The sequence below is a fragment of the Mesorhizobium sp. W016 genome, assembly GCF_054719485.1.
The window spans coordinates 1,412,190-1,433,862 of sequence record NZ_JBTTIF010000002.1; the positions used below are offsets into that span (position 1 = coordinate 1,412,190).

A 21,673-nucleotide genomic window follows, 5' to 3' on the forward strand; every position below is an offset into this window, starting at 1 on the left:
ACAGGCTGAAATCGATCTGCTCAGAAGGAATTTGCGATGAAGAAAATCAGGAAGGCAGTCATCCCTGTGGCGGGGCTTGGAACACGGTTCCTGCCGGCAACCAAGTCGATTCCGAAGGAGATGCTGCCCGTGGTCGACCGGCCGGTCGTCCAATATGCGGTGGACGAGGCCTTCGAAGCCGGCATCGAGCACATCGTGTTCGTCACCGGCCGCAACAAGGCTGTCATCGAGGACTACTTCGACCTGCACCCCGAACTGATTGGAACGCTCGAACAAACCGGCAAGAAGACCCAGCTGGAGGCGCTCGAAAGCATGCTGCCCGTGGCCGGCGCCACCAGCTTCATCCGCCAGCAGTCGCCACATGGTCTCGGCCATGCGGTGTGGTGCGCACGCGAAGTCATCGGCGACGAGCCCTTCGCCCTGCTGCTCCCCGATATGGTGTCGTTCGGTCGCCGAGGTTGCCTGGCTGAAACAGTCGATCTCTATCAGCAGACCGGCGGCAATGTGATCGCCGTCGAGCGCTGTGATCCCAGCGAGACCAGCAAATACGGCATCGTCGGGCGCGGCGCCGAGACAGGCAGCGGCTTCGAGGTGACGGCCATGGTCGAAAAGCCGGCGCCGGCCAATGCGCCGTCGAACTATTACATCAACGGCCGCTACATCCTGCAGCCCGAGATCTTCTCGCTGCTGGGCAACCAGCAGCGCGGCGCCGGCAACGAAATCCAGCTTACCGATGCCATGGTGCGGCTGGCGAAAAGCCAGTCTTTCTTTGCCCAGCCTTTCAATGGCCGCATGTTCGACTGCGGCTCCAAGGAAGGCTTCATAGAGGCGACCATCGCCTTCGCGCTGGCGCGCGACGACATGAAGGGACCTGTGCTGGAAATGCTGCAGGCGTTCGTGCGGTCGCATGAGCGTCAGGAAGTGGCCGCATAATGCCCATCTTTCGAGGGCATATGCGTTTGGACGATGGCGCGGCTCATGCCTGCACGCCTGGCCGCTCAGGCCCGGCGCCGGATGGCATGAAGCTTGCGTTGCATATCTTGCCCCCGATCTCCGCAGCTTCGGACGAGGTGGGACCTGACCCGTCTCGCTCCGGCGCCTGTAACCTAGAATTGGATCGAAGATGAATTATGCCAGCTTTCCTCTCGACAAGAGGATGCCATTGCCCAACCCCGATCAGGAAAAGGGTGAAGACTTCATCGACGTCGAGCGCCTGCTTGGCATGGCGGCGCGTCAGGTCAAGGTGGTGGCGGTCTGCGCCATCATCGGCCTGTTCCTGGGGTTGCTCTATCTGCAGACCACGCCCAAGCAATACATGTCGGTCGCCAGCGTGCTGATCGACGAAGGCCTGAACAAGGTCATCGACGACATCTCGGCTGCATCCGTCACCATGCAGACCGACGCCGCCCTGCTCAGCCAGATCGAAATCATCACCTCGGCGCGGCTGGCCTCGGTGGTGGTCGACAAGCTGAAACTCGACCAGAACGCAGAGTTCATGAACCCGCCGCAATCGGCGCTGGTCAAGGGCATCGGCTTCGTGCGCGGCGTGATCGGCTATTTCCGCTCAAGTTCCGCCGAGCAGATTCCCGGCATGGAAAACGTCGATGAGGCGACACGCCAGGCCATGATGCAGACGGCGCGCCACGACTATGCCGTGCTGAAGCTGCAGAGCGAGGTGCTGGCGCAGCGCAACGGCCGCTCCTATGTGCTCGCCATCGGTTACCAGTCGACCAATCCGGCGCTCGCCACCGCCATCACCAAGGCCTATGCCGACGCCTATCTCGCCGACCAGCTCAATGCCAGCTTCGACGCCACCGAGCGCGCTGCGGTCTGGCTGCAGGGCCGGCTGACCGAGCTTCGTCAGAACTCACAGGCGGCCGCTATGGCGGTCGAGAAATTCAGGGCCGAGCATGGTCTGGCCGCCAACAGCGACGGCCAGCTGATCAGCGACAAGCAGATTGCCGATCTCACCGCGCAACTGATCGTCGCGCAGGCCGATACGGCGCGCGCCAGCGCCCGCTATCAGCAATACAAGACCATCGTCGAAAGCGGCTCGGACAATGCCTTCAACGATTCCGCCATCTCAAGCGATCAGCCGGCAAGCTCCGTCATTGCAACGCTCAAGACCCGCTATCTCGCAGTGGCCAAGCGGCTGCAGGACGTGACGGCCAATTTCGGCGCCGACCATCCGCAGGCGGTGGCGCTGGCCAAGGAAAAGGCCGACCTGTCGACCCAGATTTTCGGCGAGTTGAAGCAACTGACCGAAAGCTATCGCAATGAATATGAAGTCGCGCTTTCACGCGAGACCTCACTGAGGCAGAAGATCGCCGACGCGGCCGGCAAGAGCTCCATCGACAACCAGAGCCAGGTCAAACTGCGCGAACTCGACCAGCAGGCGCAGGCGCTGACCACGCTCTACCAGACCTTCCTTAGCCGCTACGAGGAGGCCTCGCAGCAGCAATCCTTCCCGGTCGGCAAGGTCCGCATCATCTCGGATGCCTCAACGCCGCTTTCCGCCTCGAGCCCGCGCACCTCCAGGGTGCTGGCGCTGTCGCTGGTGCTTGGCGTGCTGCTTGGCGCCGGCTTTGGTGGCCTGAATGAGTTCAACGAGCGCTTCTTCAGGACCGGCGAGGACATTCGCGATCGCGTCGGCCTCAAATTCCTCGGCTATTTGCCGATGATCGGCGGCAGGCTCGGCAAGGACGCCGACGGCGGTGCGGCGGATGCCAAAGGCGCCAACACATTGTCGGCGGCCGAGAAACGGGCGCGCATGCGGGTCAGCGTCGATGCGCCGGCATCAATGTTCTCCGAAACGCTGCGCAACGCCAAGATCGCCTTCGACGTCGTCATGGAAGGGCAAGGCAGCCGGGTCATAGGCGTGGTCTCGGTCCTGCCCGGCGAGGGCAAGTCTACGGTCGCCGCCAATCTCGCCGGATTGCTGGCCGCCAACGGCTCGAAGACGCTTTTGATCGACGCCGATCTGCGCAATCCTGGCCTCAGCCGCAACCTCGGCATGGAAGCCGAGCAGGGGCTGATGGAGGCCGTGGTCAACGGCCAGACCTGGCAGTCGGTCGGCAAAGTCGACCGCCAGACCAAGCTGGCGATCATCCCGGCCGTGCTGCGTGGGCAATTCTCGCATACCAGCGAGCTGCTGTCGTCGGCCGGCATGCGGCGCTTCATCGACAACGCCAAGGAGACGTTCGAGTACATCATCGTCGACCTGCCGCCGCTCGGCCCCGTGGTCGACGCCAAGGCGTTTGCGCCGCTGGTCGACGGCTTCGTGCTGGTTGCCGAATGGGGCCGCACGCCGCGCGCCATGGTGCGCTCGCTGCTGGAGCAGGAACCCTACGTCGCAAGCAAGGTCGTCGGCGCCGTGCTCAACAAGGTCGATCTGAAGAAGCTGCCGAAATACGGCTCGCTCGGCGGCTCGGAAAAGTTCTTCGACCGCTATTCGACCTACTATCTGGAGAAATCGGACGTGCGAGCCAAGACCGCCGCCTGAACGGAGCGCGATCCTGAAAAGGAGCGTGATCCGGACAGCGGATCCGGTTTTCGGAAAAGATCACGCTCAAACGAAGAAGCACGGCAGGTCAGGAAAAGATCAGCTTGCCGAACTTACCCGCGATCCTGAGCGCTGTCAGCCGTCCGCTCTGAAAGGCGCCGGTGTCGATGCCGAGCCTTCGCCCGTCAAGCCTGGGGATATCGACCGGCGTGTGCCCATGCACCACAAGGCGGTCGAGCAGATGTGCGGCCTTGAAGAACTCGTCGCGGATGTTGAGCAGATCCTGCTCATCCTGTGCGACCAGGTCGATGCCCGGCCTGATGCCGGCATGGACGAAAACGAATTTATCCGAACAGAGCAGCACCGGCAGGCTGCGCAGGAAGTCGATATGGCTGGCCGGAATGACCTCCTTCACGCGCCGGTCGACCGCGTCGCTCGAGGCATAGAGGCTGGCAAGCCGCGCCGGATCGACCCCATAGGAAAACAGAGTCTCGCGGCCGCCGACCGCCAGCCAGCGGTCCCGCGACAGATAGCCGTCGAGATAGTTCAGCATGGCCACTTCGTGGTTTCCCGCCAGGCAGACGCGCAGGAACCCTGTTGGCGGCAGCGCCAAGAGGTGGTCGAGCACGCGCGCCGATTGCGGCCCGCGATCGATATAGTCGCCGAGCATGACGATAATCTTGCGGCCGCGAAATTGCAGCGCGTCGAGCTGGATCTTCTGCTCCAGCGACAGCAATTCCTTGTAGCAGCCATGCACGTCGCCGATCGCGTAGACGACGGTGTCGTCCATATCCATTTCCAGGCGCTCGCGCGGCGCCGGCCGGGGGGGCCTGGATCGCTGGAACAACGCCACTGGGGCCGTCAGACCCCGATGCCGCGGGCTTTGAGCGCCGCGGTGATCTCGTCAAGAATGGCGGGATCGTCGATAGTCGCCGGCATCGTCCATTCTTCCTTGTCGGCGATCTTCTGCATGGTGCCGCGCAGGATCTTGCCGGAGCGCGTCTTGGGCAGGCGCTTGATCGTCACCACGGTCTTGAAGGCCGCGACCGGGCCGATCCGTTCGCGCACCAGCCCCACCACTTCGCCTTCGATGGCAGCGGTATCGCGCGACACACCGGCATTGAGCACGACGAAGCCGAGCGGGACCTGGCCCTTCATAGCGTCAGCGACGCCGATGACGGCGCATTCGGCAACATCGGGATGCGCTGAAAGCACCTCCTCCATGGCTCCGGTCGACAGCCGGTGTCCGGCGACATTGATGATGTCGTCTGTGCGCGCCATGACATAGAGGTAGCCGTCGTCGTCGATCATGCCGGCATCGGCCGTCTTGTAGAAGCCGGGAAATTCCTCGAGATAGGCTTGCCGGAAACGCTCGTCGGCATTCCACAGCGTCGGCAGGCAGCCGGCCGGCAGCGGCAGTTTCACCGCCACATTGCCAAGTGTGCCGCGCGGCACTTCATGGCCGGCATCGTCGAGCACGCGAATGTCGTAGCCCGGCATCGGCACGCCGGGCGAGCCGTATTTCACCGGCAGCAGGCCGAGGCCCGCCGGGTTGATGGTCATCGGCGAGCCGGTCTCGGTCTGCCACCAATGATCGACCACCGGCACGTTGAGTTTCTGCTCCGCCCATTTGATGGTTTCCGGGTCTGCGCGTTCGCCGGCCAGGAACAGAGTGCGGAATTTCGACAGATCGTATTTCGGCACGAATTCGCCCTTGGGGTCCTGCCCCTTGATGGCGCGGAAGGCCGTCGGCGCGGTGAACAGCGCGACCACGCCGTGTTCTGCGATCACCCGCCAATAGGTGCCGGCGTCGGGTGTGCCGATCGGCTTGCCCTCGAACAGCACGCTTGTCGCACCATGCAGCAGCGGTCCGTAAACGATGTAGGAATGGCCGACCACCCAGCCGACATCGGAGGCCGCCCAGAATACTTCGCCCGGTCTGACGCCGAACTCGTTTTCCATCGTCCATTTGAGCGCGACCATGTGGCCGCCATTGTCGCGCACGATGCCCTTCGGCTGGCCGGTCGTGCCGGAGGTGTAGATGATGTAGAGCGGGTCGGTGGCGAGCACCGGAACGCAATCGACGTTGGCGCCCGCGGCGCGCTCGCGGGCAACGGCGTCGGCAAAATCGATATCGTAATGCTCCCTCAGATCGCAGCGCAGCTGGTCGCGCTGCAGGATCAGGCAGGCGTCCGGCTTGTGGCGGGACATTTCGATCGCCTTGTCGAGCAGCGGCTTGTAGGCCACGACACGTCCAGGCTCCAGGCCGCAGGACGCGGAGATGACCAGCTTCGGCTTGGCGTCGTCGATGCGGGTGGCGAGCTCGTGCGAGGCAAAGCCGCCGAACACCACCGAATGCACCGCGCCGATGCGGGCACAGGCAAGCATCGCGACCGCCGCTTCGGCCACCATCGGCATGTAGATGATGACGCGGTCGCCTTTGCGAATGCCGCGGTTCTTGAGCACCGAAGTCAGCGCTACCACTTCGCGCTTCAATTCGGCATAGGTGAATTTCTTGACCGTGCCGGTGATCGCGCTGTCGTAGATAAGTGCGATCTGGTCGGCACGGCCGCCTGCGACATGGCGATCGAGAGCGTTGAAGCAGGTGTTGCAGCTGGCGCCGTTGAACCAGCGCCCGTAAACGCCGGCCTTGGCATCGAAGACGCTGGTCCACGGCGAATACCAGTCGATCGCCTCGGCCGCATCGGCCCAGAATTGTTCTGGGTCGCGTTTCCAGCCGTCATAGACCTCGTGGTAGCGTGACGCCATTCATCCCTCCTCGGGAAAACTCTCTATCTTGCAATAGCCTATGCGGGTTTTCCCGGCCACGTCTTTCCCCAAATGCCATGTCTTTCCCGAAATTTGGCGCTTGGCCGATCTCGCCTTGGCCATAAATTGCAGGCACCATGGCCGGGTTTGAAATCGGGGCAGGGCGCGCAATGACGGTACGATACGGGGTTGGATCTGCCGTTGGAGCAGCGCTGCTGTTGACGATCGTTTCCGCCGCCCAGGCCGGCGATGCCGCCGCGCGGCGCATCATCGGCTTTTCCCCCGACGGCAAATATTTCGCCTTCGAGCAATATGGCGAGCTCGACGCTGCCGTTTCCGGCTGGTCGCAGATCGACATCATCGACACAAGCACAGACGAGTTCGTCGGCGGCAAGCCGATCCTTGTCCTCGACGAATCGGAAGAGGCGACCACGACGGTGGAGCAGGCACGGGCGCAGGCCGCAAAGCAGGCCGCGCCAATCCTGGCCAAATACGGCATCGCCGAGCGCGGCACGCGCACGGCCTCCGACAGGTTCACCTTCCCGGACGACACGGTCGAGTACAACGACATTTCCCGCCTCGAGCAGGCCGCGCAGAAATGGCTGTCGCCGTTCTATGGCGAAACACAGATTTCGACCATCCAGCTCGATGAGATTTTGGCCGACAGCAAGACGGACTGCTCGGCAAGCTTCGATGACGCCAAGCCAAGCGACCAGGCTCTTCCGAGCGACAAGACACTTCAGGGCGAAAAGAAACTTCAAGGCGCCAAGACGGGCAAGGCGCGCGGCTTCCGCCTGTCGCTGCAGGGGCAGGACGGCAAGCCGTTCAAGGTGCTGCACGAGGACAAGGCCGTGCCGGGCTCGCGCAACTGCCCGACTTCCTACAGCCTGTCGGAATCCTACGAATACACCCCGCCCGGCAGGCCGGCGGTAGTGGCGGTGCTGGTGCAGCGCTTCAGCCAGGGCTTCGAAGGACGCGACCGCCGCTTCATCGCCGTAACCGGCCATGCACGCTAAGCCGCGGCCCGTCTTGTGGCAGGCAGAAAAAGCTCATGCGCCCGGAGAAAGCAGGGCGTTCGTGTCGGATATCAGTCTTAAAGCGGCAAGGCCGCCAGCATCAGCCCGACGCCACCCGCAATCAATATGGCGGCTGCCAACGCTTTTCGATGACGTTCGAACGCGGTCGGCGCCCGCTCCCAGTTGTAACGCATACCCAATGCTCTCCCAAAACCCCGCGACTCCATAGCTTACTTTAGGTAAGAAAAGCAACACCTTGACCCTGCGAGATAGCTGGCTTGACCGTTTGCGGCGGTGATTCCCAGCCGCAATCACCGACTATTTCTGGGGTGCTTCCCCGTTCTCAGGCTCTGAATGATGTGGAAGTTACCACAATCTGAAATTGGATGTCTCCATTAGGCTTCGGTTGCCTGTGTCGTGAGGATGGTGGCGTTGCCGGATTGCCACAGAACGGTCAGGCCGGCTTGTTCTCCCTCTCGTCCGCGCAATGGACAGACCCGCATCGCCGCGCTATCTGCTCTCCAGGAAAATGGTGGAGGGGCTCCATGGCCCAAATCGGTTCTGAAATGGTTCTGCGGCTGGCGGACGACGCCTCGGTCCAGCATGTCGGCGATGGCGCCGTCGTGCTCTTGGCGCGCAGCGGCCAGCTTTACACCTGCAACGGCACCACCGAAGCCTTTCTCGATAAGGTGGACGGCGCCCGCAGCCTTGACCAGATCGTCGTCCTGTTGTCTGACGAGTTCGAGGTCGACAAGGGCACGCTCGACCAGGACATGGCGGCGCTGGCCGCCGAACTGGTGAGCGAAGGCATTCTCGCCGACCCGGCTCCCTGATGGTGGACGGCGTTCTCCTGCGCGCTTTGTTTCGTGTCCATTTATGGGCAAGCGCGCGGCTGATGCCGACCCTGATCGGCCGCCGCAGCTTCGAATCGGTGCTGAAATGGGCGCCGCTCAGCGCACCCACCCCTTATCGCGGCCTGTCGTCAGCCTACATCGTCGCTGCCGTCAACCGGACCGTCCGGCACCCCTGGCTGATGCGCGACCGCAGATGCCTGCGCGAGGGCCTGCTCGCCCACCGCTTCCTGCGCTTTGCCGGCTTCGATCCGGATCTGCGCTTCGGCGTCGATCCGAAGTCGATGCAGGCGCCGCGTATGTCTGCCCATTGCTGGGTCTGTCTCGATGGCCGCCCGGTGGTCTCGGACAGCCTCCCCGGCATGGTGCAGATCTATCGCCATCACGCCGATGCCGGAAAGGCGCACGCTGCTTGACCGGTCCGGCGACCACCTTCTGCTATGATCTCCAGGGCCAGGTCATCAGCATATCGGCCTCGCGGGCCGATCTCTGGCCGAGCTTCGACCTCTTGCTCGGCACGTTGCGCGTGAGCGGGCCGGTCGAGCCCGATTTCCGCGTCGACATCGTCGAGACGCGGGAGTTACCGGAATCGCCTGCCGGAAAACTCGCTTTCGACGGCGAGGTGCCGGAGGACGGCCATTGCCGGCTGATCGACGGTGGCGGCACCGTTCATCTGGTCTTTCCCGGCCTGCAGACCGTCTCGATCAATGCCGATGGAGGCTGGGCCGAGATACGAGTCCATCCCGATGCCAAGGTCAAATGGACGGTGCTGATGATGGTGCTGGATGCAGCACTTGATGCCGGCGACCAGCACATGCTGCACACCGCCGGCCTGACATTGCCCGGCCGCGAGGCGCTCGTGCTGATCCATGCGCCGAGCGGCACCGGCAAGTCAACGACGTCGCTGGCGCTGGCGTCGCAAGGTTTCGGCCTGTGCTCGGATGACGCCATGATCCTCAAGGTTTTGGCCGGTGGCGGCATCACGGCCTGGGGCTTGCCGCGCAAGGTGAAGGTCCACCGCCACACCGCGGCAATGCTGCCCTTCGTGGCGCCTTGCCTTGGCGACAAATGGGACGCCAATGGCGAGCAGGCCGTCTCGCTGGAACGTCTCGCCGAGATCATCCGCATCGAGGAAACTGTCGGCAGACCGGTTGCGGCACTGTTTCATCTCGCCCGCTCGGCGGACGCGCAAACCCGGCTCGTGCCCATGACCAGGACAGACGCCATGGTGGCGCTTGCCACCGACAATGTCAGGACCGGCATGACCGGCCTTTTGCCGGCGCAGAAGCGCCGCATGGCAACCATCGCAACGCTGGTCAAAGCCGTCCCGACATTTACCCTGGAAGTCGGCGCGAACCCGGCCGAGGCGGCCCCGCTGATCCGCTCGGCGCTGGCGGCGCGGGACTAAAGCACACTTCAGGCAGAATGCGGCTTTGGCCTGGCGAGGCGCTGGATCCAGCGGAAGGCGTCGCGGCGCAGGCGCGAATGCATCTTGTCCCTGGAATTGACGCCGAGCAGCGTATCGCCGGTGATCAGCCATTTGGCCAAAAATATCGAGAGGTCGGGCTTGATGCGGTCGGCCAGTTCGATCGCGCGCGGTGCATCAAACAGCCGCCCCGTCACATTGAGAACCGTCGCCAGTTCGAGCTCGATGCCGCTGATGCGCGCCGCCTCGAAAAGCCGGTCTTCATCCGCGGGCGACCGCAGCGCGCGCACGCCCTGCAGCACATCGACGCAAAGCTGCAGCCGGTGGAACTTGTGCCCGCCGGCGGCGTGGACAATGGCGATGGTCAGCAGCGCGGCCGGCGTGTCGGCCTCGCTGCCGTCGATGATCTGCAATTCGCGAAAGCCCAGCGACAGCCGCCGCCGCATGCCGGAATCATGCACCAGGTTGCCGTGCAGTTCGATCAGCAGGCTGGTATTCTCCTTCTCCAGCCACTTGAACTCCTGCAGATCCTGCGACTGCGCCTCGCCGCTCCAGAGCTCGAAGCCGCATCCGGCAATCACCGTGTTGGCTTCAATGATGCTGGCCGGCTCGACCAGAATGTCGATGTCGGTGAACGGCCGGTCAGCGGCGTGGCGGTAAAGTTTGCGTGCGAAGACCGGACCCTTGACGATGCGGGCCGGAACATTTTTCGCCGCCAATGCCTTCATGATGCGGTCGCCATGATATTGCAGCAGCATCGATTGGCCGGTCGCCAGCGTCGAGCGATCACGCAGTTCCGACAGCTTTTGCCGCAAGGCTGCGTCCGCAGGCAGTTGGGCGTCGCCGATCTCGCTGAGCTTGCGCAGCATGATCGGCAGCACGCCGTGGAACTCGGCATTGGCGAGCAGTGCCAGCAAGCTTTCGGCAGCAACGTCACGGCCAATGGCAACCGTCGCCTCCGGGTCGGCGAAGGTCAGCAGCAGTTTTTCATCGGCAGGCGCAAGAGATGGCAGCATCAAACCCGGATTGCGTTCGCCCACATCAGCAATTCCCGTCCGGAATTGCGTCAAACAACCAACTCGGAGGAGCGTATGTTGCAGAAAAGCATGCATGAAGCCAGCGTGTGGTGGCAGAACCAGCTCATGAATTGACTTTCCACGGTTTCGGTCCATTCTTTTGCACTTGACTGAAAAGGGTGTTTGGAATGGCCAAGAAAAAGTATGAAGCGCCCGTGCTGCGCAAGGCAGGAAAGTTGTCCAGCGTGGTGGCCGGGCCGTCGCTGCCGATACCGCGATAAGACTTCTACGGCTTCGGTTTGGATGAAGCCGGAGCGGTCGGCCGCAAGGCAAGCCGCGCTGCAGGCGGGCAATCTGTCGGCGTGACTGCGGGTAACGGTCCGTCCGGTCCCGCAGGCTAAGGCAAGTTCATAAGCCGCCTGTTCGGGATATGGGCAAGGCCCCTCCGTTACAGTCCCCAGCGCAGCGCGGCTGTGTGCACCGGCGCGTCCCACATTGACGTTACCTCGTCATCCAGCATGGTCAGCGTGATCGAGCAGCCGGCCATGTCGAGCGATGTCACGTAGGACCCGACCAGCGAGCGGGTCACCGTCACGCCCTGTTTTTCGAAGATGTTTCGGGCGCTGTTGTACATCAGATAGAGCTCCATCAGCGGCGTGCCGCCAAAGCCGTTGATGAACAACAGTGCCGGGCCTTTCGCCCTGTCGCCGAGATCGCCCAGGATCGCGGCGCAAATCTCTTCGGCGATCGCATCGGCGCTTTTCAACGTGTCGCGACGCCGGCCGGGCTCGCCATGAATGCCGACGCCGAATTCCATCTCGCCATCACCAATCTCGAAGGTCGGCCTGCCGGCCGCCGGCACCGTGCAACTGGTCAGCGCCACGCCCATCGAACGCGTCGCGCTGTTGATGCGACCGCCGAGCGCCTTGAGATCCGCCAGCGCCATGCCTTGCTCGGCGGCGGCGCCGACGATCTTCTCCACCACCAGCGTGCCGGCGACGCCGCGCCGGCCGGTCGTAAAGGACGAATTCTCGACGGCGACGTCATCATTGATCACCACCTGCAGGACGCCGTCGGCCATTTCGCCGGCCATGTCGAAATTCATCACGTCGCCTTCATAGTTCTTGACGATGAACAGGCAGCCGGCGCCGGTATCGACGGCGGCGGCCGCCGCCAGTATCTGGTCCGGCGTTGGCGAGGTGAAGACCTGGCCGGGGCAGGCGGCGTCCAGCATGCCGTGACCGACAAAGCCGGCATGCAACGGCTCGTGGCCGGAACCGCCGCCCGAGATCAGCGCCACCTTCCCCGGCTTCATCACCTTGCGGCGAATGAATTTGTGCTCCTCGCCCAGCACCAGGATGTCGGCATGAGCTGCAACGAAGCCGTTGAGGCTTTCGGTCAGCACCGTGTCGACGGAATTCATAAACTTCTTCATGTGTCCTCCCGACACAACACGATCAGCCGCCACTCCTGCCGGTGATGCTGGTGATCTTCTGGATGAATTCGTTGATCGCCTTGTCGAGCGCTGCATTCTGCTTGTCGTCGCCGAAATCGGGCACGATCAGCGAGACATGCCGGGTCTTGCGCATGCCTGCCGCAACCGACATCTTGCCGGGATGCGCCAGATGATAGGCAGCCAGAAACTGATCGCGCTCGGCCGGACTGAAATGGCAGACCGAAAAAATAGCCGGCAGATGTTTTGACGGGATCGGGGTCGAATAGGCCGCGCTGGAAATCTGGGTGACGAAGCTGCGGTGCTTGCCAAGCGCGTCGGCAAGGCGTTGTCGCATACCCGACGGTCGCTGGTCGATGACCTGCGACAGGATCGTCTTGTAGGCGCGGATCGCCTCTTCGGAGCCGGCTTCTGGTGTCTTGTCGGCCATCTCAGTCATCCTAGACCGATGCATCCGAGATGGCCGCCTTGGCCATGGCGAGTTGGGCGGGAGCCACCGAGAGATCCCGCAGGCCGGCCTCGAGCAGTGCCGGGATCGATGCCGGATCGCCGCCTGCATCGCCGCACAGGCTGACTGGGATTTTCGCGCGCAGGCCAAAAGCGGCAACCGAGCCGATCAGCCGCAACACGGCGGGATGGCGGACAGAATTAAGATGCGCCACGGCTGCGTTATCGCGGGCAGCCGCCATTACATATTGGGTCAGATCGTTCGAACCGATCGAGAAGAAGGCGACATCGGCGAACGCCTCCGGCGCGATCGCCACCGAAGGCACCTCGACCATGATGCCGAGCGGCGGCATTTTTTGCGCGATGCCGCGCGCGGCAAGCCCGGCCTGCTCCTCCACGAACAGAGCGGCGGCGCGTTGGTATTCCTCCGCGACGGCGATCATCGGAAACATCACCTTCAGATTGCCGTGCACCGCCGCGCGCAGCAGCGCCCGGATCTGTACGCGAAACACCTCCGGCCTTGCCAGCGACAGCCTGATGCCACGCAGCCCGAGGAACGGGTTGCTCTCCTCGACGGTGAAGCCCGGCACCGGCTTGTCGCCGCCGGCGTCGACGGTACGGATGGTCACCGGCTTGTCGCCTGCCCATTCCAGCACCTTGCGATAGGCCTGGTATTGCGTCTCCTCGTCCGGCGGCGCCTTGCCGAACAGGAATTCGGTGCGCATCAGCCCGACCCCGTCGCAGGTCGAAATGTCGATGCCGTCGACCTCGGACGGATCGGCGATGTTGACCTGCACGCGCACTGTCGTCCCGGCCCGGGTTACCGCCGGTTTCGCGAGATAGACTCCGGCCTTGTCTCGATGTGCCACAAACGAGGACGAGGACCGGTGGAACGCTTCGATCTCGGTCGTGGTCGGCGAAAGCACGATACCGCCATGCTCCGCATCGAGCAGAGCCAGACCGACGGGATTAGCCGGCGAAGCGCCAAGCCCCACCACCATCGGCACGCCGCGCGAGCGCGCCAGCATGGCGACGTGGCTGGCGGCGCTGCCGGCCCTCAGCGCGATGCCGCCGCCGGTGCTCCAGTCGGTCTCGAGAAAGCGCGTCGGCGCGATGTCCTCGCCATAGAGAATGGCGCCCGCTGGTGGAGCGCTCTCCTGCTCCTCGGTAAGGGCGCGCAGCACGCGGTCGCGGATATCGCTGATATCGGCGGCGCGAGCCCGGAAATAGTCCTGGTCTGACGTTTCGTAGCCGGAGATCTCGGCGTCCAGCGCCTGTCGCCAGGCCATGTCAGCCGGCATGCCGGACGCGATCGCGGCAAAAGCCGGGCCGGTCAGGGCATCGTCCTCAAGCATGGCGAGCTGGAATTCGAGAATGCCGGCGGCCTCCTCATCGGCGGTTTCAATCAGGGTCGCGAGCCGGTCAGCCGAACTGGCGATAGCTGCTTCCAATGCAGCCTTTTCCTCGCCGGCTGTCGCCTTCCGTGAGTAGTGCGCGGTGCCGTTGTCGAGATTGAACAGCGGCCCCTCGGCGTAGCCGGCGGAGGCCGAAATGCCTTGCAGCCTAAGCGGTTCGGGCATGGCCCGCGCCTTCGTCGAAATCGCGCCGCACCAGCTCGACCAGCGCTCTCACGGCATCATCGGCGCCGTCGCCTGTGGCCCGGATGTGCAGCATGGTGCCTTTCGGCGCCCTGGCCGCCATCACCTTGACGATGCTCTTGGCGTCGAACCATGGGCCGTTGGCAGAAAGCGCAATCTCCACCTCGGCCGCAAAGCTCTTGGCAAGCTTGGTGAACTTCACCGAAGGGCGCGCATGCAGACCCACCTCGTGGGTGATCAGGACGGTCGCTTCGGCAAAGGCGGACATCAGGTCAAAATTCCCGTTCACTCACGACGGCGACAATTCATGCGCCGTCGCCACCACTTCCTTCAGCGAGGCGCCGCCGGAGGACTCGGTCGCCGCCATCACCGCGCCTTCGACGATCGGCGCGTTGCAGACGATGATCTTCTGCGCCCGCGGCTCGCCGATCATTTCCACCGCCATTTCCGAATTGGTCTCGGCGCCGCCGAGATCGACCAGTATGGCGACGCCCGCCTCCGACCACGCCTTGTCGATGGCGCCTATGATCGCTTCGACGCTGGTGCCGAGCCCGCCATGGCCGTTTCCGCCGCACCATGCAAGCGGCACTTCGTCGCCCACCATCTGCCGCACCATGTCGGCCGTGCCTTCGGCAACCAGCGGGGAATGCGATACGATGACGATGCCGACATTGCTCATGCTTGGCCCTCGACGGTTTCGGCGACGGTCCGCACCAGCAGCGCCACAGAGCGTCCGCCGGCATCCATATGACCGATTGAGCGGTCGCCGAGGAATGAGGCGCGACCGCGTGTTGCCTTCATCGGCACGGTCGCCTCGGCAGCCATGTCGGCGATATCTGCAATTTCCATGGCCGTCTTTCCTTCGACCAACGCGTCCTGCACAGGTTGCAGCACATCGAGCATGGTCTTTTGACCGACCTGGGATTTGCCTCTGGCGGCCACAGCTTCGATTGCCTTGCCGAAAGCAGCCGCCAGATTGGCACGATCCGGCTCTCCCGAAATCTCCTTGCCCAGCGCCAGGAACAATGTACCGAAGAGCGGCCCGGATGCACCGCCAACCGTCATCACCAGCTTGGTGCCGATCGCCTTCAGCGCCTCGGGCAGCGGCTTGGCCGAAAACGCCTCGGCATCGGCACGCAAGGCCTCAAACCCGCGCTTCATGTTCAGCCCATGGTCACCGTCGCCGATCGCCTGGTCGAGCGCGGTCAACTCTTCCGAGTGAGCGGCGATCGTGTCCGCGGCGGCGGTGATCAGCCTGGCAAGGTCGAACGCTGCCATGTCCAGATTCCCGGTTTCGATCCTGCCGGCAGTATCGCAAGAGTTTTCATTCGACAATCTAAGCATGCCGTCAGGCCGTTGCATGCAGCGCGGCGGCCGCGAACACTTCGGCCACGGCATGGGCGCCAGGGTCGACTACGCCCTGCAATTTGGTGCCGACATAGGCGGAGCGCCCGGCCTTCGCCTTCTCCATGGCCGCGGTCGCCTCGGCGCCGTGCCGTGCCGCTGTAGCCGCGGCATCCAGCCCCTTGGCATCGAGCGCCTTCAGCCCCGGCTCCAAGGCATCGACCATGGTGCGGTCGCCGACCCTGGCGCCGCCATAGAAGGTCATCCGGTCAAGCCCGGCAAGCAGCGCCTTGGACAGGGTTGCTCCGCCGTTCGAAGCCTGAGCCGCCGCCGTGAAGAAGATCGACAGCAAGACGCCTGAGGAGCCGCCCATTGCGACGCCCAGACTATCGCCTATAGCCGCAAGCGTGGCGGCAGGGTCGGCCAGCGGCAGCGCATCGAGCCGTTCCAGCACGCTGCGCGCGCCGGTCGCAACCGTCGAACCGGTATCGCCATCGCCCGCCTTGGCGTCGAGCCCGTTCAGTGTCTCTTCGAGCGCGATCAGCCGTTCGCAGACCGTGATGATCAAACGCCTGGTGCCGGAATCCTGGCTGGCCCTTTGGGCTGCGCTGTTTCCAGCCGCTTTCGCCATAGGCACGATAGCCGGCGCGACGACGGTTTTGGCCGGCATCCAGGCATGTGGGCCGACAGGCGCCAGCAAGGCTGCCTCGCGCGCCGCATCGAGCTTGATCAGCGACAGCGAAAAACCGTTCATGTTGAGCGCCGTCATCAGCGGTCCGGGGCCGATCGCAAGCTTCACGGTCTTGGCCAGCGGCGAGGCCAGCACGGCATTGGCGACCAGCGACATTTCGAGCGGCGGCACCGAGCCGAGATTGTTGATGAGCAACGCGTGGCTGGCGTTCGGGTCGAGCCGCGCGGCCAGCCGCTCCGCCATGATCGCCACAAGTCTGTCGGCGCTCTGCACGGCGATGCGCTCGACGCCCGGCTCGCCATGGATGCCGAGGCCGAGTTCGCCGTCATTTTCGCCGAACCGCTCTTCATGTGGCTGGCCGGGGATCGAGCAGGACGACAGCGACATGCCGAGCGAGATGATGTCCTTCGCCGCCGCGCGAGCCGCTGTCGCGATCGCTGTCAGACCGCTTCCCGTCTCCGACAAATGGCCTGATATCTTGTGCACGAACAAGGTGCCGGCGACGCCGCGCGGCTGGTTGATATCGGGCAAGGCAATGTCGTCGGCGACGATCGCCATCTCGACGCGAAACCCCTCGGCGCGCGCCTTCTCGGCCGCGAGGCCGAAATTGAGGCGGTCGCCGGTGTAGTTCTTGACGATCAGCAGGCAGCCAGCCGGGCCGGTCACCGCGCGAATGGCCGCCAGGACCGCCTCGACGCTGGGCGAGGCAAAGATCTCGCCCGAGACCGCCGCCGTCAGCATGCCCTTGCCGACAAACCCGGCATGCGACGGCTCGTGCCCGGCACCGCCGCCGGAGACGACCGCAACCTTTGCCTTGTCCCAGTCGGCGCGCAGCACGACCTTGATCTCGGGATAGCCGTCGAGGCGGGCGAGATCGCCGGAACCGATAGTCCGCAACAGCCCGTCCAGCGCCTCGGTGACGATCGTTTCCCTGCGGTTGAAAAAGTGCTTCATCGAATTCGTCCTGTATTCGTCAATCAGAAGCCGGTGCCGTGCCCTTGGCGAGACACCGAAAACCTCACATCAGTCTTTGTCCGTCGGCGCCGAAATAAAGTGGCGAGCGGTAGCGGATCACCACTTTGTCGCCCTCGGCCAGATCCGTATCGGGGTCGGTGAGCGTCACCAGTTTCTTCGGGCCGACCGTAACATGCAGATGGTTCTGGTCCCCGAGATGTTCGACCCAGTCGACGACGCCGTCGGCATGGCCGTTTGCGGTCTTCTCGATCGACAGATGCTCGGTGCGCGCGCCGATGGTCTTGGTTCCGGTCGGCGCCCCACCATCAGGCAGCAGTCCCGCTGGCAGCAGATTGATCGCCGGCTGGCCGAGCCGTGCGGCGACATGAAGGTTTGCCGGCTCGGAATAGATGGTGCGCGGCGTGCCGATCTGCACCAGCACGCCATTGTTGAGGATGCCGATGCGGTCCGCCATGGTCATCGCCTCGATCTGGTCGTGCGTGACATAGAGCATGGTGGCGCCGAGCTCGGCTTGGATGCGCTTGAGTTCGAGCCTGAGATCGGCGCGCAATTTGGCGTCGAGCGACGACAGCGGCTCGTCCATCAAATAGATCGACGGCTTGCGCACCAGCGCGCGCCCAATGGCGACGCGCTGCATTTCGCCACCCGAAAGCTTGGTCGAGCGGTTGTTCAGCTTGTGGTGGATGCGCACCATCTTCGCCACCTCTTCGATGCGGCGGCGAATCTGGTCCTCCGGTACTTTCCGCGCTGGCGAACGCAGCGGGAAGGCGAGGTTGTCGTAGACCGACAGATGCGGGTAGAGCGAATATTGCTGGAACACGAAGGCGGTGTCGCGCTCGGCCGGCGACAGCGTCGTCGCATCGTGGCCGCCAATATCGATCCTGCCGCCATCCGGCCGCTCCAGTCCGGCGATCAATCTCAGCGTCGTCGTCTTGCCGGCGCCGGTCGGGCCGAGCAGCACGACGAATTCGCCATCGGCGATGTTAAGGTCGAGGCCATCGACGGCGACATGGTCGCCGAAGCTTTTGGTCACGCCCTTGATGTGCACGTCAGCCATGCTGCGCTCTCCCTTGAGAGGCGGTATCGTGGATCGCGGTGCGCACCGCCCGACCCGAGCCCTTGTCGAACAGCGACAGCCGCGCGCTGTTCAACGTCAGCCCGACATGATCGCCGGCAGCGAGCCGGATTTCGGCCGGCACCCGCGCCTTGATGATGCCGTCCGCCGTCTCCACCGCCACGATCTGCGTCGTGCCGAGATATTCGGTGCCATAGATGGCGCCGCGCAGTTTCGAGGCGTCGTCGAAGCGAATGTGTTCGGGGCGGATGCCGAGCGCCATGTCGGCCGGCGCGATATCCTCGCGCACTTCCGGCACCGCCACCTTGGCGCCTTGCACTACGATCTCCTTCGCCCCCTTCGCCAATCCGCCGTCAAAGCCGAGAAAGTTCATTGGCGGCGAGCCAATGAAATCGGCGACGAACATGGTTGCCGGGCGGTCGTAGATTTCGCGCGGGCTGCCGAACTGTTCGATGACGCCATGGTTCATGACGGCGATCTTGTCGGCCATCGACATCGCTTCCATCTGGTCGTGCGTGACATAGACGGTGGTGGCGTGGATGCGGTTGTGCAGCTCGCGCAGCTCATGCACCATCAGATCGCGGAATTCGGTGTCGAGCGTGCCGAGCGGCTCGTCCATCAGGAAGCATTTTGGCCGTCGCACGATGGCGCGACCGAGCGCCACGCGCTGGCGGTCACCGCCGGCAAGGCCCGAGACCGATTTGTTGAGCAGATGGTCGATGCGCAGCAGCTTCGCCGTTTCCTCGACACGGCTTCGAATCTCGGCCGAGGGCATGCCTTGCGCGAGAAGCGGGAAGCCGATGTTCTTGCGCACGTTCATATGCGGATAGAGCGCGAACAGCTGGAAGACGAAGGCGATGTCGCGTTCGCGCGCCCGGCGCATGGTGACGTCCTCGCCGCCGAGCAGGATCTGGCCGCCGGTCGGCAATTCGAGGCCGGCGACCATGCGCAGCGTCGTCGTCTTGCCGCAGCCCGAGGGACCAAGCATGACGAAGAACTCACCATCTTCGACGACGAAGCTGGAATCCTGCACCGCGACGAAATCGCCGAAGGCCTTTCTCAAATGTTGGACGCGGATTTCGGCCATGATTATTCCGGGAACTTCGAGACGATGATGAACATCACCGTGCCGGCGAGCATGGTGATGAAGGAGTAGGTGTAGAGCGCCAGCGCGAAGGGCTGGAACAGCATCAGGAAGCCGACGGCGATGAGCGCCGTCGCAATGTTTTCCATGAGGCCGCGCCGGGCCCAGCGAGGCCAGGATGACTTTTTGGAGATGGCTGGGCGCGTCATGCGTAGCTGCCTTCCTTCTGCCCGGCAACGGGGCGAGACGGTTGCCAGGTGGTTCCCTCACTCCGTCGCTGCTTCGCAGCGCCACCTCTCCCCCCTCCGGAGGGAGAGGAAGGCAGCCTGCCTGAATGAAGTTCGCGTCCTTCCTCTACCCCGTCGATCGGGGGAGAGGTGTCGAGCGAAGCTCGACGGAGTGGGGGTCGACTTGACACACCAATCATTTGCGTACCGCGCCGAAGGTGATGCCGCGCAGCAATTGTTTGCGAAGCAGGATGGTGAAGACCAGGATCGGCACCAGGAAGATCGTCGTGCCGGCCGCCACCGCCGGCCAGTCCTGGCCGCCTTCGCCGATGATGGTCGGGATGAAGGGCGGCGCGGTCTGCGCGGTGCCGGAGGTCAGGAGTGCGGCGAACGCATATTCGTTCCAGGCGAAGATCAGGCAGAAGATGGCGGTCGCGGCGATGCCGGTAGTCGCTTGCGGCAGCACGGTGCGCCAAAAGGCCTGCAGCCTGGTGTAGCCGTCGATCATCGCCGCTTCCTCATACTCGCGCGGGATCTCGTCGATGAAGCCTTTCAGCAGCCACACCGCGAGCGACACGTTTACCGCCGTGTAGAGCAGGATCATGCCCAGCGCGGTGTCGGACAGGCCGAGCTCGCGGTACATCAGGTAGATGGGAATCGCGACCGCGATCGGCGGCATGAAGCGCGTCGACAGGATGAAGAACAGAAGGTCATCGGCCAGCGGCACCTTGAAGCGCGAGAAACCATAGGCAGACAGCGTGCCGAGGAAGACCGCGCAGAAGGTCGAGCCGAAGGCGATTATCAGCGAATTGACGAAGCGCGGCAGGAAATTGGACGGGCCGGCAATCACCATGTTGCGCTTGCGCGAGGTCTCGTCGCAGAAACCGGTCGCGGGTCCGAGCGAGTTGATGTAGTCGGGCGTTTGCCTGGTGCGCGTCGTGAACAGGTTGCAATAGCCCTCGATGCTCGGCTGGAACAGAATCTTGGGCGGATAGGCGATCGAATCCGGCGGCGTCTTGAAGCTGGTGGCAAAGATCCACAGCAGCGGCACGATCGAGATCAGCGCGTAGAGCACGATGATCGTGCCGGCGATCCGCTTAGAATTGGCCGAGGGGGCGACGACGGAGTGGGCGGTGGTCAGGCTCATCTCTGCTTCACCTTGTTCAGCGCCTTGACGTAGATGTTGGCCAGCCCAAACACCGCGACGAACAGGATGATGGCGAAGGCCGAGGAATATCCGGTGCGCCAGCTCTCGAACGCCTGCCGCTTCAGCGTGATCGAGGCGACCTCGGTGGTCGAGCCCGGCCCGCCACCGGTCAGCAGGTTGACCATGTCGAACATCTTGAAGTTCTCGATGCCGCGAAACAGCACCGCCAGCATGATGAAGGGCAGCGCCATGGGCAGCGTGATCGACCAGAACTGCCGCCAGTTGGACGCGCGGTCGACCTCGGCGGCTTCATAGATGTATTCGGGGATGGAGCGCAGGCCGGCGAGACAGATCAGCATGACATAGGGCGTCCACATCCAGGTGTCGACGATGATGATCGACCACGGCGCCAGCGACACGTTGGACAGCATCTGGATGTCGGTCGGTGGTATCCGGGTGACGAACGAGATGGCGTAGGCGAACAGGCCGATCTGCGGCTCGTAGAGGAAACGCCAGAAATTGCCGACCACCGCCGGCGACAGCATCATCGGCACCAGGATGATGGTCGTCCAGAAGGCGTGGCCGCGAAACTTCCTGTCGATCAGCCATGCCAGCGTGAAACCGATCAGCGTCTGCAGCAGGATCGTCCAGAACACGAAATGCGCCGTCGTCTGCATGGCGATCCAGATGTCCTGGTCGCCGAGGATGCGCTGGTAGTTGGCGAAGCCGAGGTTTTTCACCACCTCGTTCGGGCGGTTCGCGCGGAAGTTGGTGAAGGACAGGTAGATCGCCCAGAACAGCGGGAAGATGTTGATGGCCAAGAGCAACAGGATCGTCGGCGAGATGAACAGCCAGGCGAGGCCCTTGTCGCTGATCCCCCGGACCTTGCGGGCCAACGGCTCCGGGGTCGCCCGGGCAACGTTCTCCGCAGTCCGATTGAGCATGGTGAGTCCTGCTTCGGTCACGTCAAGTCTCGACACTGGAATTTATCTGAACTGCGTCCCGTGCCAAGGGCGGCACGGGACCAAGAGCATGAAGCCGAAAAGTCTGAA

The 21,673-nt window shown here is 63.7% G+C and carries 21 protein-coding genes; 6 read left to right on the forward strand and 15 right to left on the reverse strand.

The window, feature by feature from the left end; translation table 11 throughout:
• Positions 1–36 precede the first annotated feature (36 nt).
• Positions 37–933: a UTP--glucose-1-phosphate uridylyltransferase GalU gene (galU, locus tag ACYG9V_RS07335; RefSeq protein WP_023668795.1), complete on the forward strand. Its 897-nt coding sequence runs from the start codon at positions 37–39 to the stop codon at positions 931–933.
• A gap of 190 nt (positions 934–1,123) precedes the next feature.
• Positions 1,124–3,502, forward strand: a complete 2,379-nt coding sequence (locus ACYG9V_RS07340; protein ID WP_023689994.1) for a polysaccharide biosynthesis tyrosine autokinase — start codon at positions 1,124–1,126, stop codon at positions 3,500–3,502.
• Positions 3,503–3,590: 88 nt separating this feature from the next.
• On the opposite strand, the gene ACYG9V_RS07345 is transcribed toward ACYG9V_RS07340, so the two are convergent.
• The gene (locus ACYG9V_RS07345; protein WP_023689995.1) at positions 3,591–4,292 is read right to left on the reverse strand and encodes a metallophosphoesterase family protein; all 702 of its coding nucleotides are present in this window, start codon (positions 4,290–4,292) and stop codon (positions 3,591–3,593) included.
• Positions 4,293–4,363: 71 nt separating this feature from the next.
• A complete protein-coding gene (locus tag ACYG9V_RS07350; protein ID WP_023689996.1) occupies positions 4,364–6,271 on the reverse strand; it encodes a propionyl-CoA synthetase in 1,908 nt (635 codons plus the stop codon).
• A gap of 218 nt (positions 6,272–6,489) precedes the next feature.
• Here ACYG9V_RS07350 and ACYG9V_RS07355 point away from each other — a divergent pair, with 218 nt between their 5' ends.
• The 4 genes from ACYG9V_RS07355 to ACYG9V_RS07370 all read left to right on the forward strand — a co-directional run bounded on the left by ACYG9V_RS07355 (position 6,490) and on the right by ACYG9V_RS07370 (position 9,546).
• The gene (locus ACYG9V_RS07355; RefSeq protein ID WP_023689998.1) at positions 6,490–7,287 is read left to right on the forward strand and encodes a DUF2259 domain-containing protein; all 798 of its coding nucleotides are present in this window, start codon (positions 6,490–6,492) and stop codon (positions 7,285–7,287) included.
• A gap of 545 nt (positions 7,288–7,832) precedes the next feature.
• Positions 7,833–8,120 carry a PqqD family protein gene (locus tag ACYG9V_RS07360; RefSeq protein ID WP_023684213.1) on the forward strand — a complete coding sequence of 96 codons (288 nt, stop codon included), beginning with the start codon at positions 7,833–7,835 and terminating at the stop codon, positions 8,118–8,120.
• On the forward strand, positions 8,120–8,554 hold the full coding sequence (locus ACYG9V_RS07365; RefSeq protein WP_023668789.1) for a lasso peptide biosynthesis B2 protein: 435 nt from the start codon (positions 8,120–8,122) through the stop codon (positions 8,552–8,554). The genes ACYG9V_RS07360 and ACYG9V_RS07365 overlap by 1 nt, the downstream gene beginning before the upstream one ends.
• A complete protein-coding gene (locus ACYG9V_RS07370) occupies positions 8,551–9,546 on the forward strand; it encodes a phosphoenolpyruvate carboxykinase (ATP) (RefSeq protein WP_023694189.1) in 996 nt (331 codons plus the stop codon). Before ACYG9V_RS07365 ends, ACYG9V_RS07370 begins: the two co-directional genes overlap by 4 nt.
• Before the next feature lie 8 nt (positions 9,547–9,554).
• Here ACYG9V_RS07370 and ACYG9V_RS07375 read toward each other — a convergent pair whose 3' ends face one another.
• From ACYG9V_RS07375 to ACYG9V_RS07435, 13 genes are all read right to left on the reverse strand, one after another.
• On the reverse strand, positions 9,555–10,580 hold the full coding sequence (locus ACYG9V_RS07375; RefSeq protein ID WP_023668787.1) for a nucleotidyltransferase family protein: 1,026 nt from the start codon (positions 10,578–10,580) through the stop codon (positions 9,555–9,557).
• Positions 10,581–11,028: 448 nt separating this feature from the next.
• Positions 11,029–12,015: a dihydroxyacetone kinase subunit DhaK gene (gene dhaK / locus ACYG9V_RS07380; protein WP_023694188.1), complete on the reverse strand. Its 987-nt coding sequence runs from the start codon at positions 12,013–12,015 to the stop codon at positions 11,029–11,031.
• A gap of 22 nt (positions 12,016–12,037) precedes the next feature.
• Complete coding sequence (locus ACYG9V_RS07385; protein ID WP_023668784.1) at positions 12,038–12,463, reverse strand: hypothetical protein; 426 nt, start codon at positions 12,461–12,463, stop codon at positions 12,038–12,040.
• A gap of 10 nt (positions 12,464–12,473) precedes the next feature.
• Complete coding sequence (gene ptsP / locus ACYG9V_RS07390) at positions 12,474–14,060, reverse strand: phosphoenolpyruvate--protein phosphotransferase (protein ID WP_023702322.1); 1,587 nt, start codon at positions 14,058–14,060, stop codon at positions 12,474–12,476.
• A complete protein-coding gene (locus ACYG9V_RS07395) occupies positions 14,044–14,346 on the reverse strand; it encodes an HPr family phosphocarrier protein (protein WP_023729629.1) in 303 nt (100 codons plus the stop codon). Before ACYG9V_RS07395 ends, ptsP begins: the two co-directional genes overlap by 17 nt.
• A gap of 21 nt (positions 14,347–14,367) precedes the next feature.
• Positions 14,368–14,757, reverse strand: a complete 390-nt coding sequence (dhaM, locus tag ACYG9V_RS07400; RefSeq protein ID WP_023668781.1) for a dihydroxyacetone kinase phosphoryl donor subunit DhaM — start codon at positions 14,755–14,757, stop codon at positions 14,368–14,370.
• Complete coding sequence (gene dhaL, locus ACYG9V_RS07405) at positions 14,754–15,356, reverse strand: dihydroxyacetone kinase subunit DhaL (RefSeq protein WP_023668780.1); 603 nt, start codon at positions 15,354–15,356, stop codon at positions 14,754–14,756. The genes dhaM and dhaL overlap by 4 nt, the downstream gene beginning before the upstream one ends.
• 70 nt (positions 15,357–15,426) lie before the next feature.
• The gene (locus tag ACYG9V_RS07410) at positions 15,427–17,067 is read right to left on the reverse strand and encodes a dihydroxyacetone kinase subunit DhaK (protein ID WP_023703564.1); all 1,641 of its coding nucleotides are present in this window, start codon (positions 17,065–17,067) and stop codon (positions 15,427–15,429) included.
• A gap of 64 nt (positions 17,068–17,131) precedes the next feature.
• Complete coding sequence (locus ACYG9V_RS07415; RefSeq protein WP_352763986.1) at positions 17,132–18,145, reverse strand: ABC transporter ATP-binding protein; 1,014 nt, start codon at positions 18,143–18,145, stop codon at positions 17,132–17,134.
• Positions 18,138–19,250, reverse strand: coding sequence for an ABC transporter ATP-binding protein (locus ACYG9V_RS07420; protein ID WP_352445215.1), 1,113 nt, complete (start codon positions 19,248–19,250; stop codon positions 18,138–18,140). The genes ACYG9V_RS07415 and ACYG9V_RS07420 overlap by 8 nt, the downstream gene beginning before the upstream one ends.
• Before the next feature lie 2 nt (positions 19,251–19,252).
• Positions 19,253–19,456, reverse strand: a complete 204-nt coding sequence (locus tag ACYG9V_RS07425) for a hypothetical protein (protein ID WP_023694181.1) — start codon at positions 19,454–19,456, stop codon at positions 19,253–19,255.
• 214 nt (positions 19,457–19,670) lie between these two features.
• Positions 19,671–20,621, reverse strand: coding sequence for a carbohydrate ABC transporter permease (locus tag ACYG9V_RS07430; RefSeq protein WP_023694180.1), 951 nt, complete (start codon positions 20,619–20,621; stop codon positions 19,671–19,673).
• A complete protein-coding gene (locus ACYG9V_RS07435; protein ID WP_031198535.1) occupies positions 20,618–21,565 on the reverse strand; it encodes a carbohydrate ABC transporter permease in 948 nt (315 codons plus the stop codon). The genes ACYG9V_RS07430 and ACYG9V_RS07435 overlap by 4 nt, the downstream gene beginning before the upstream one ends.
• Between the last annotated feature and the right edge of the window lie 108 nt (positions 21,566–21,673).